General features: G+C 34.0%; 8 protein-coding genes. All 8 read left to right on the top strand.

The genetic code is table 11. The features are described 5' to 3' along the window. Window positions 1–221: 221 nt before the first annotated feature. The 8 genes from rhuM (at window position 222) to B2145_RS05520 (ending at window position 10,876) form a co-directional block, all read left to right on the top strand. The gene (gene rhuM, locus B2145_RS05555; RefSeq protein WP_291099391.1) at window positions 222–368 is read left to right on the top strand and encodes a RhuM family protein; all 147 of its coding nucleotides are present in this window, start codon (window positions 222–224) and stop codon (window positions 366–368) included. Between the two features lie 127 nt (window positions 369–495). Further along, window positions 496–2,067 carry a type I restriction-modification system subunit M gene (locus B2145_RS05550; protein ID WP_291099388.1) on the top strand — a complete coding sequence of 524 codons (1,572 nt, stop codon included), beginning with the start codon at window positions 496–498 and terminating at the stop codon, window positions 2,065–2,067. 1 nt (window position 2,068) lies between these two features. Continuing rightward, window positions 2,069–3,073, top strand: coding sequence for a virulence RhuM family protein (locus B2145_RS05545; protein ID WP_291099387.1), 1,005 nt, complete (start codon window positions 2,069–2,071; stop codon window positions 3,071–3,073). After that, a complete protein-coding gene (locus B2145_RS05540) occupies window positions 3,073–4,239 on the top strand; it encodes a restriction endonuclease subunit S (protein ID WP_291099385.1) in 1,167 nt (388 codons plus the stop codon). Before B2145_RS05545 ends, B2145_RS05540 begins: the two co-directional genes overlap by 1 nt. A gap of 74 nt (window positions 4,240–4,313) precedes the next feature. Further along, window positions 4,314–4,634, top strand: a complete 321-nt coding sequence (locus B2145_RS05535; protein ID WP_291099382.1) for a type II toxin-antitoxin system RelE/ParE family toxin — start codon at window positions 4,314–4,316, stop codon at window positions 4,632–4,634. A gap of 11 nt (window positions 4,635–4,645) precedes the next feature. Next, window positions 4,646–5,734, top strand: a complete 1,089-nt coding sequence (locus B2145_RS05530) for a HigA family addiction module antitoxin (RefSeq protein WP_291099379.1) — start codon at window positions 4,646–4,648, stop codon at window positions 5,732–5,734. A gap of 10 nt (window positions 5,735–5,744) precedes the next feature. Continuing rightward, window positions 5,745–8,606, top strand: coding sequence for a type I restriction endonuclease subunit R (locus B2145_RS05525; protein WP_291099377.1), 2,862 nt, complete (start codon window positions 5,745–5,747; stop codon window positions 8,604–8,606). A gap of 80 nt (window positions 8,607–8,686) precedes the next feature. Next, on the top strand, window positions 8,687–10,876 hold the full coding sequence (locus B2145_RS05520) for an AAA family ATPase (RefSeq protein ID WP_291099374.1): 2,190 nt from the start codon (window positions 8,687–8,689) through the stop codon (window positions 10,874–10,876). Window positions 10,877–10,879 lie beyond the last annotated feature (3 nt).

Raw genomic sequence — 10,879 nt, 5'->3', positions numbered from 1 at the left:
ATTATACCAGAACGATTGGACTAAAACATATTAACCAATGGTATTACAAGTAAATCTTGAGAAGGATACTGTTTGGCTCAATCAAAAGCAAATCACTCTTTTATTTGATAGGGATAGAACGGTAATAAACAAACATATCAACAATGTTTTTAGAGAAGGTGAACTGGATAAAAATTCAGTGTGTGCATTTTTTGCACATACTGCAAAAGACAGAAAAACTTATGAAACCCAATTTCTACAACTTCGATGTCATTATATCCGTAGGCTATCGCGTGAAATCAAAACAAGGGACACAATTCCGTCGATGGGCAACCCAACAGTTAAGAGATTATTTGGCAAAAGGATATGTCATCAACGAAAACGATTAAAAGAAACTGAAAACAAGTTTATTAATTTGATTAATAATAAAAAATAATCCCCCTTTACGGTTTCCCTCAATAATTCTTCCTTAAATATTCAATACATTAGCGGAAAGAAATAATATAACCATTTATAATGTCAGAAGACCAGAAAAAGCAGTTGGAGCAACAACTTTGGAATATTGCCAATACCCTCCGTGGAAAAATGAATGCCGACGAGTTCCGAGATTACATATTAGGATTTATTTTCTTTAAATATCTTGCTGAAAAAATGGAGCTTTACGCCAATTCCATTTTAAAAGAAGACGGTTTACAATTCCGAAATATTGATGACACAACTCCAGAAGGAGCGGAATACATTGCCGCTATTAAAGAAGAATCATTAGACAAACTAGGTTATTTTCTGAAACCCAACGAACTTTTTAGCGAAATTGCCAAACGTGGAAACAGCGATGTGGAAGGCATAAACAATTTTATCATTGAAGACCTTCAAAAAATCCTGATTAATATCCAGTTAAGCACAATGGGTACGGATAGCGAGGACGATTTTGACAATCTCTTCGAGGATATGGATTTGAACAGCACCAAACTGGGCAAAACTCCCGATGCCCGAAACGAAATTATCGCCAAAGTACTTTCGCATTTAGATAAAATAGATTTCAAACTTGAGGATACCGAATTGGATGTTTTGGGCGATGCTTATGAATATTTGATTGGGCAGTTTGCCAGTGGCGCAGGAAAAAAAGCGGGAGAATTTTATACCCCACAAGAAGTAAGTACCATATTGGCAAAAATTGTAACTACTGGAAAAACCAAGCTAAAATCGGCTTATGACCCCACATCGGGAAGCGGCTCTTTGCTGCTTCGCATTGCCAGACAAGTTAAGGAAGTGAGTAATTTTTACGGTCAAGAAATGAACCGTACTACTTACAATCTTTGCCGAATGAATATGATTTTGCACGGCGTGCATTACCGTAAATTCGATATTAAACAGGAAGACACTTTAGAGCATCCGCAACATCTGGGGATGACCTTTGAAGCCATTGTGGCCAATCCTCCATTTTCGGCAAACTGGAGTGCCAATCCTTTGTTTACCTCTGACGATCGTTTTTCGCAATACGGAAAATTAGCCCCAAGCTCAAAAGCCGACTTTGCTTTTGTGCAACACATGATTCACCATTTGGCCGAAAATGGTACGATGGCATTAGTCTTGCCACACGGTGCTTTGTTTCGTGGTGGAGCAGAACAACATATTCGCAAATATTTGATTGAAAACCGTAATTATTTAGATGCCGTAATTGGCTTGCCAGCCAATATTTTTTACGGAACAAGCATACCAACTTGTATTATGGTATTTAAAAAATGCCGTGAAAACCCCGAAGATGTTTTATTTATAGATGCCAGCCGGCATTTTGAAAAGGTGAAAACCCAAAACGTATTGCGGGAAGAACACATTGACAAAATTATTTCAACCTACCGCCAGCGTTTGGAAGAAGACAAATATAGCAAGCGGGCTACATTGGCAGAAATTGCCACCAACGATTACAACCTTAACATTCCTCGTTATGTAGATACGTTTGAAGCCGAAGACAGCATTGACATTAACGCTATTGCGAATGATATAAAAGCATTGGACACGCAAATTGCCAATACTGACAAAACGATAGCTGATTTTTGCAAACAATTGAATATTGCAACGCCTTTTTAATATGGAAAAACAAGATATTATTATTTACAATACGATTGATGGCAAATCTTCGGTAGCCCTTTTTACCAGAGATGGTGATGCTTGGATGAACCAAAATCAATTGGCTGAACTTTTTGACACCTCTGTGCCTAACGTCAGTATGCACATATCTAAAATACTGAAAGAAAACGAATTAGATTCTAATTCAGTTGTTAAGGATTACTTAACAACTGCCGCAGACGGCAAGAATTACAATGTTACTTTTTATTCCCTTGCCATGATTTTAGCGATAGGCTTTAGGGTACGAAGCAAAAGAGGCACGCAGTTCCGTCAATGGGCGAACCAAAACCTGCAAGAATATATGATTAAGGGTTTTGTTATGGACGACGAACGTCTTAAAAACCCCAACGGAAGAATAGATCATTTTGATGAATTACTAGCCAGAATTCGTGACATACGAGCCTCTGAAAAACGATTTTATCAAAAAGTACGTGACCTATTTTCCTTGAGTAGTGATTATGATAAAACCGATAAGGCTACACAAATGTTCTTTGCCGAAACACAAAATAAAATCCTGTATGCCATTACAGGAAAAACGGCTGCTGAAATAGTGGTTTCTCGTGCCAACCCCAATGACCCCAATATGGCATTAACCAGTTGGAAAGGAGCAATTGTTCGAAAAGGAGATATTTATACTGCCAAAAACTATCTGACAAGTGATGAAATTGACACACTAAACCGCTTTGTGGTCGTGTTTCTTGAAACTGCCGAATTAAGAGCCAAAAACAGACAAGACATCACGATGAATTTTTGGAAAACCAATGTCAATCGTATTATTGAATTCAACGATAAAAAAGTATTAAACCACCCAGGCAAAGTAAGTCACTTACAAATGGAGAAAAAAGTAGATGCCATTTACGAAAAGTTTAGTACGCAACGAAAACAACTGGAAGCTCAACAAGCCGATGAGCAGGATTTGGAAGAACTAAAGCAATTAGAAGACAAATTAAAAAACAAATCCAACTAATGCCTACAGCAAACAAAAACACTCCCACCTTGCGTTTTCCTGAATTTAAAGGAGAATGGGAATTAAAGAAATTGGGGGAAATCACGAGTTGGGCATCAGGCGGAACACCTCCAAAAGACAATCCTTTATACTGGGATGGCGATATTCCTTGGATTAGTGCTTCTAGTATGCGAGGTATAGTTTATTCAGATTCGGAACTTAAAATAACAAACGCAGGATTAAAAAAAGGTTCGAAATTAGCAAAAAAAGGAAGTTTACTTATTTTAGTTCGTGGGAGTATGCTTTTCAATAAAATTCCTATTGGAATTGTTTCAAAAGATGTTGCTTTTAATCAAGATGTAAAATCTATTGTAGTTGATAATTACTCAACATCAGAATTTATTTTGAATTGGTTTACAGCTTTTGAGCCAATGATTTTAAATATGGTAACTGGAACAGGTATTGGTGCTGGAAAATTAGATTTACCAGATTTAAAAGCATTAGAAATCCAAATTCCCACCCTCCCGGAACAACAAAAAATCGCCACATTCCTCACGGCAGTAGATAAAAAACTGCAAGCCTTGAAGCAAAAGAAAAACCTACTGGAGCAATACAAAAAAGGCGTGATGCAACAAATATTCTCACAAGAATTACGGTTTACTGATGATAAAGGGAATGCGTTTGCGGATTGGAAGAAGAAGAAGTTGGGGGAATGCTTACAATCATTACCAACAAAAAAACATCAAATAAAAACTGCTGAAATTAAAGAATTTGGGAAATATAAGGTTATTGACCAAGGTCAGAATTTAATTGCTGGTTATTGTGATGAAATCGAATTCTTATTTACAAATTATCCTATAATAGTTTTTGGAGACCATACAACTGCATTAAAATATATTGATTTTGAGTTTGTAGTCGGAGCAGATGGAACCAAATTATTAAAATGCAAAAATGATAATCCTAAATATGTTTTTTATAATTTAATCTTTAATAATATACAACAACAAGGATACAAACGACATTTTACAATGCTTTCAGAAATCCATCTTCAAATTCCCAGCCTTAAAGAACAAACCAAAATCGCTAATTTTCTATCGGCGATAGATGATAAAATCAATCAGTGTCAGGCGCAGATTGCGAATACGGAGGTTTGGAAAAAAGGATTGTTGCAGAGAATGTTTGTGTGATTACAAAATAATTCACTTATTTAGTGAATAATAACAACTAATTGTTGTACATTTGTACCACGAAAAACCAAAATATGGTAATCGAATTTGAAAAAGAGTATTTGAGAGAATTGTATGAAAACGGTAAAACCAAAGAAAAAAAGTATCGTTTTCAGCCTCAAATAATAAAACAGTATGTCAAAGTAATCAGTCGATTAGAAAACGCCAGCAATTTGGAAGAACTGTTTCAAATAAACAGTTTGAACTACGAAAAATTATCAGGAAACAAAGAGGGCTTGGAATCAGTTCGAGTAAATAACCAATACCGTATTGAGTTTAAAAGCAACATTCAAGGTACACCGCCAAAAACGATTACAATTTGTTCGATAATTGAATTAAGCAATCACTACAAATAAAGAGATTAAAAATGGAAACCAGAAATCACATCCCCTTTATTGCGTCACATCCAGGAGGTTTATTAAAAGATGAATTGGAGGCTCGAAAAATTAATCAAAAAGATTTTGCCGTTGAGATTGGAATGCAAAAAACAATGTTAAACGAAATCATAAAAGAAAAAAGGCCCGTAACGGCAGAAACAGCGTTGTTGCTTGAGAAAACATTAGGAATTTCAGCCGAGTATTGGATGCGTTTTCAATCACAATACGAGTTGGATTCAGCACGGATAAAACAAAAAAATATTCAAAAAATAATAAACATTGACATCTGGAAAATCATAAAAGAGTATGTTCCTGTAAATTATTTTAGAAAATTAAGCTACTTAGTTGATGAGTTAACTACTGATATTGCCAAAATAAAAGAAATGTACAACATCAATAATGTAGATGATTTAGTTGGTTTATCGGCAAAACAGAAATTTTCTCTTTTCAGAAAATCGGACAAATTAAAAATAAGTGAAAAGAATGTTTTGGCTTGGAATGTTGTTGCAAAATATGAAGCGAACAAACAAGAAGTTAATTCGTTTAATCCTGAAAAACTACCCGATTTAGTACAGGAACTTCAAACTGTTTTTTTTCAAAATAAAGAAGCCGTAAACCAAGTCAAGAATAAATTGAATCAATATGGAATTAAATTTATTTTGGTTCCAAAATTAGAACAAACACCTATTGATGGTTATACTTTTTGGTCAGGCGACAATCCTGCCATTGCATTAACATTAAGACATAATAGGATTGATAATTTTGCTTTTACAATTATGCACGAAATAGGACATATTGATTTGCATTTAAAAACGGATAAAGAACAACAATTCTTTGACCTAACTACAAAAAGTTCGCATTTAGAATATATTGAAAAAGAAGCAGATGAATTTGCCAAAGAGAGTTTAATACCACAAGCTATTTGGTCGAAAATTAATGATCCATTTGATTTTTCAGACTCTATGATTTTGAAATTTTCTACTAAAAACAAAATTAATCCCGCAATTATTCTTGGACGTATCAATCACGAAAACAAACAGTACGCCATTAGTACAAGCATAGATAAAAAGTTGTACTAACAAATTGAAAATGGCGAAACAACCCGAACAAATTCTTGAAGAACAATTAGTAGTCCAATTGCAAAATATGGGCTATGGTTTAGTCACTATTGTTGATGAAAAAGACCTACTTACCAATCTGAAATCCCAGCTGGAGAAGCACAACAAAAAAGAGTTCTCACCCAAAGAATTTGAAAGGGTACTAAATATTTTGAGTAAAGGATCTGTTTTTGAAAAAGCCAAAACACTTCGAGAAAGACAACATATTGTAAAAGACAACGGAGAGGATTTGTACTTTGAGTTCATCAATTCGGAACATTGGTGTCAGAACCAATTTCAGGTTACGCACCAAATTTCTATAGATGGCGTCTATAAAAACAGATATGATGTTACGCTGTTGATTAATGGTTTGCCAATGGTACAAATCGAATTGAAACGCCGTGGACTGGAACTCAAGGAAGCCTTCAACCAAATCAACCGTTACCAACGCCATTCTTTTGGAGTCAATTCCGCCTTGTTTCAATACGTTCAGATTTTCGTTATCAGTAACGGTGTAAACACAAAATACTACGCCAATAATAGAAACCAGTCTTTCAAACAAACTTTTTATTGGACGGATGTAGCCAACAATCGCCTGACCAATATATTAAACGGTTTTACCACAGACTTTCTGGATCCGTGTCATATTTCCAAAATGATATGCAAATACATTGTGTTGAGTGAAGCCTATAAAATACTAATGGTGCTTCGCCCCTATCAATATTATGCCGTAGAAGCATTGGTTGAAACGGTAAAGAATACCAACAAAAATGCCTACATCTGGCATACCACAGGTTCAGGAAAAACCTTGACTTCATTTAAAGCCAGCCAGATTTTAATGAATTTACCACAGGTCAAAAAAGTGGTTTTTGTCGTGGACAGAAAAGATTTGGATTATCAAACTACCAAAGAATTTAATAGTTTCAGCAAAGGAAGCATTGACGGAACGGACAATACAAAAGCATTGGTCAAACAGTTTACAGACGATACCAAACTGATTGTAACCACCATCCAAAAACTAAATACAGCTATCAGCAAAAAGCAGTATTTGAACAAAATGGACAAACTGAAAGACGAACGAATTGTATTTATTTTTGATGAATGCCACCGTTCCCAGTTTGGAGAAACCCACAACCGCATTAAATCATTTTTCAATAATATCCAATTATTTGGTTTCACGGGAACACCCATTTTTGCTGATAATGCCGTAAAAAACGAATTAGGAAAACGTACCACCAAAGAATTGTTTGGAGAATGTTTGCATAAATACGTAATTACGGATGCCATCAAAGATGAGAATGTTTTGAAATTCTCCGTGGAATATGTGGGGCGTTATAAACAAAAGGACGACAGCAAAACCAACATCGATATTGAGGTAGAAGACATAGATACGAAGGAATTAATGGAATCACCTTTGCGTTTGAATAAAATTGCTGATTACATCATAGACAATCACAACCGCAAAACCCACAGCAGGGAATTTACCGCTATGTTTTGTGTGAGCAGCGTGGAAACGTTGATTAAATACTACGAAATACTTCAAGCCAAAAAAGTTGAAGGCAAACATAATTTGAAAATTGCAACCATTTTTAGTTATGCTGCCAATGAAGATGATGCCGATGCCAATGGTTTTATACCCGAAGAATTATCGGTAGTCGAAGAACCAAAAGCACTATATGGTTTGAACAAGCATTCCAGAGAAAAGCTGGACGAATTTATTGGAGATTATAACACGATGTTTGGCACAAAATTCTCTACCAAAGACAGCGTTTTATTCTACAATTATTACAATGATATTTCCAAGAATGTCAAAAATAAAAATATCGATATTCTGTTGGTAGTCAATATGTTTTTAACTGGTTTTGACAGTCCAAACCTGAACACAATGTATGTCGACAAAAACTTGAAACATCACGGATTGATTCAAGCCTATTCTAGAACCAATAGAATACTTAACGAACAGAAATCACAAGGAAATATTATTGTTTTCCGGAACCTCAAAAAAGCCACCGATGATGCTATTGCGCTCTTCTCGAACAAAGATGCCATAGACGTAATTATTATGCAGCCTTATGAGAATTATGTGCAGCAATTTGGCGAAGCGGTTACGGCACTTTTGAAGATTGTGCCAACGGTGAACAGTGTAAACGATTTGCAAAATGAAAAAGAAGAGTTGGAATTTGTAAAAGCATTCCGAGAGTTGATGCGACTTAAAAATGTACTGACTACTTTCTCCGATTTCACGATGGAAGATTTGGATATGGACGAGCAATTGTTTGAAGACTACAAAAGCAAATACCTCGATTTATACGATAAAGTCAAAAATGACCACACCAAAGAAAAAGTTTCTATACTGGAAGACGTCGATTTTGAATTGGAATTAATACACCGAGACGAAATTAATGTTACTTATATTCTGAATTTATTGGCAACGCTTAAAAATGCAGACCCGCACGAGAAAATCAAAAAGCAAAAAGAAATCATAGATTTACTCACAGGAGAAGCCAACTTGCGAAGCAAACGAGAATTAATAGAACGTTTCATACTTGAAAATCTTCCCAACATAGAAGACACAGAAGACCTCCCAGACCAGTTTGAAAAATACTGGAACGAGGAACAAATAAAAGCCTTCAAGCAACTGGTAAAAGAAGAAAACCTATCCGAAGAAAAAACGGAACAGCTCATAGAAAATTACCTCTTTGCGGAACGAGAACCTCTTCGAGACGAACTTCTGGATTTAATTGAAGGAGAAAAACCCAAAGTTTTAGAACGTAAGAAAACAGGGGATAGGATTTTGAGTAAAATCATTGGGTTTGTGGAAACTTTTGTGAGCGGGTTTGCGAAGGTGGGGTAGATAAAATCAAAAAGGCAAGCTAATTAAGAATCTTTGTTAGGATTTAGTGAGGAAGGAATAATAAAAAAATATTTACAAAAATGAATATAGATTGTGTTGACATCCAAAATTTTAGAAAGTTAAAGAGCTGTAGAATTGATTTTTCCGAAAAAGAAACTGTTTTAGTCGGTGCAAATAATAGTGGTAAAACAACTGCTATGGACGCTCTTATTATCTTTTTAAAAAAAGCAAAGTTTTCGACAAGAGATTTTACTCTTACAAATTGGTTAGATTTAAATAAGATTGGAGAATCTTGGATTAATGAAACAGATTTTAGCAATCTAGATTTTACAATAGAAAGTTGGACAGATAATTTACCAACATTAGATATATGGTTAACTGTAAAATCAAATGAAATTCATTACGTAAGCCATTTAATACCAACTCTTGATTGGGCTGGTGGTTCATTAGGTGTTAGATTACGATTTGAGCCAAATAATATTGAAGAGTTATATAAAGAATTCATATCAACTTATAATAATTCAAAATCAATTGTAGGCGAAAATGATTTTAAGTTATGGCCAGATGATTTATGGGATTTCTTGGACAAAAAAAGTAATATAAATAAGTTGTTTTCAGTAAAGACATATTTATTAAATCCATCAATAAAAATTTCACCTCAAAAACTTCCAAATGATAGTATTCCTTTAGATATTAATGTAATTAGTGGTCTTATAAAAGTCGATATAATAAATGCACAAAGAGGTTTTTCAGATGTCAATTCTGACAGCAACGAAAACACATCTAATATAAAAAATCTGTCAAGCCAATTAAGAAGCTATTATGATAAACATCTTAATCCATCTGAAAATCCAACAGAAGATGATATAAAGGCATTAAATGCGATTCAACAAGCTAAAGAACTCTTTGATAATGATTTAAAAGAAAGCTTTAAATCATCTTTAGATGAACTTGAAAAACTTAATTATCCTGGATTTGGTAATCCAACAATCAACTTATCAAGTAAATTCAATACAGTTGATAGTTTAAATCATGACTCTTCTGTTCAGTATAATTTATGTGAAGAAAATTCAAAACTAACCTTACCTGAAAAATACAATGGTTTAGGTTATCAAAATCTAATATCTATGATTTTTAAACTCATTAGATTTAGAGACGAATGGATGCAGGTTGGAAAAATTTATAATGCTGATAATAAAATTACCGAGAAAGAATTTGAACCTTTGCATTTGGTTTTGATAGAAGAACCAGAAGCTCATTTACATGCTCAGGTACAACAAGTTTTTATTAAGGAAGCATACAAAGTACTAAGAAACCATTCGGATTTAAAAGGTGAAAATTTCAAAACTCAACTTCTAATTAGCACTCATTCTAACCATATTGCACATGAAATAGATTTTACTTCATTACGTTATTTTAAAAGAAATCAAGCAGAAAAGGGGTTAGTTAATACTTCTACAGTTGTAAACCTATCAGAAACTTTTGGAACAGTAGATGATTCAACAAAATTTGCAATAAGATATTTAAAAACTACTCATAGTGATTTATTTTTTGCAGATGCAGTAATTATGGTTGAAGGTCCGGTTGAGAGAATGCTGGTGCCTCATTTTATAAAAAAGCAACATAAAAATTTAACTTCTTGCTACATATCAATATTAGAAATTGGCGGTAGTCATGCACATACTTTAAAACCTCTTATTGAAAGGTTGGGGATAGTTACTTTAATTATTACAGATTTGGATTCCGTTGATTCTACTAAGAACAATACAAAAACTTCACCAGAAAAATCAAAAGGATATAAGACAGGCAATGATACTTTAAAAAAGTGGATCCCAATAAAAGAGGAACTTGATGAGCTTTTGAAACTAAGTTCTATTGAAAAAGAACATACTGTCTTTCCGATTAAAGTTGCATACCAAATACCATTAAAAATTAATGATGGAAGTAGATATGTAGAAGTATTTCCATATACTTTTGAAGATTCATTAGTTATGGAAAATAGAGCGATTTTTGAAAAAATATCAAAAGGGACTGGACTTTTAGCTAAGATGATCAATGCATCAAAGATTGTTGATATTGAAAAATCAGCAAAGGAAATGTATGAAGTTATAACAGCTAACGGAGCTAAAAAGGCAGAATTTGCATTAGAACTTTTATATTTCCAAGAACCCAATGATTTGACAACACCACAATATATTAAAGAAGGATTAGATTGGCTTGAAGAAAAATTAGTAAGCAAAAAAGACGGTTTAAATATTAGTGAAAAATAATTA

Origin of the sequence: Flavobacterium sp. UBA5153, assembly GCA_002413745.1 — a bacterium.
Classification (GTDB): domain Bacteria; phylum Bacteroidota; class Bacteroidia; order Flavobacteriales; family Flavobacteriaceae; genus Flavobacterium.
Note: the sequence above shows the minus strand (reverse complement) of the source record. Positions and strands in the feature narration are given on the sequence as shown.

Excerpts from the sequence above, each read along its gene's own strand:
- B2145_RS05545 (WP_291099387.1), top strand. The coding sequence starts at position 2,069 with ATGGAAAAACAAGATATTATTATTTACAATACGATTGATGGCAAATCT.
- B2145_RS05550 (WP_291099388.1), top strand. The coding sequence starts at position 496 with ATGTCAGAAGACCAGAAAAAGCAGTTGGAGCAACAACTTTGGAATATT.
- B2145_RS05530 (WP_291099379.1), top strand. The coding sequence starts at position 4,646 with ATGGAAACCAGAAATCACATCCCCTTTATTGCGTCACATCCAGGAGGT.
- B2145_RS05540 (WP_291099385.1), top strand. The coding sequence starts at position 3,073 with ATGCCTACAGCAAACAAAAACACTCCCACCTTGCGTTTTCCTGAATTT.
- B2145_RS05520 (WP_291099374.1), top strand. The coding sequence starts at position 8,687 with ATGAATATAGATTGTGTTGACATCCAAAATTTTAGAAAGTTAAAGAGC.
- B2145_RS05535 (WP_291099382.1), top strand. The coding sequence starts at position 4,314 with ATGGTAATCGAATTTGAAAAAGAGTATTTGAGAGAATTGTATGAAAAC.
- rhuM (WP_291099391.1), top strand. The coding sequence starts at position 222 with ATGAAACCCAATTTCTACAACTTCGATGTCATTATATCCGTAGGCTAT.
- B2145_RS05525 (WP_291099377.1), top strand. The coding sequence starts at position 5,745 with ATGGCGAAACAACCCGAACAAATTCTTGAAGAACAATTAGTAGTCCAA.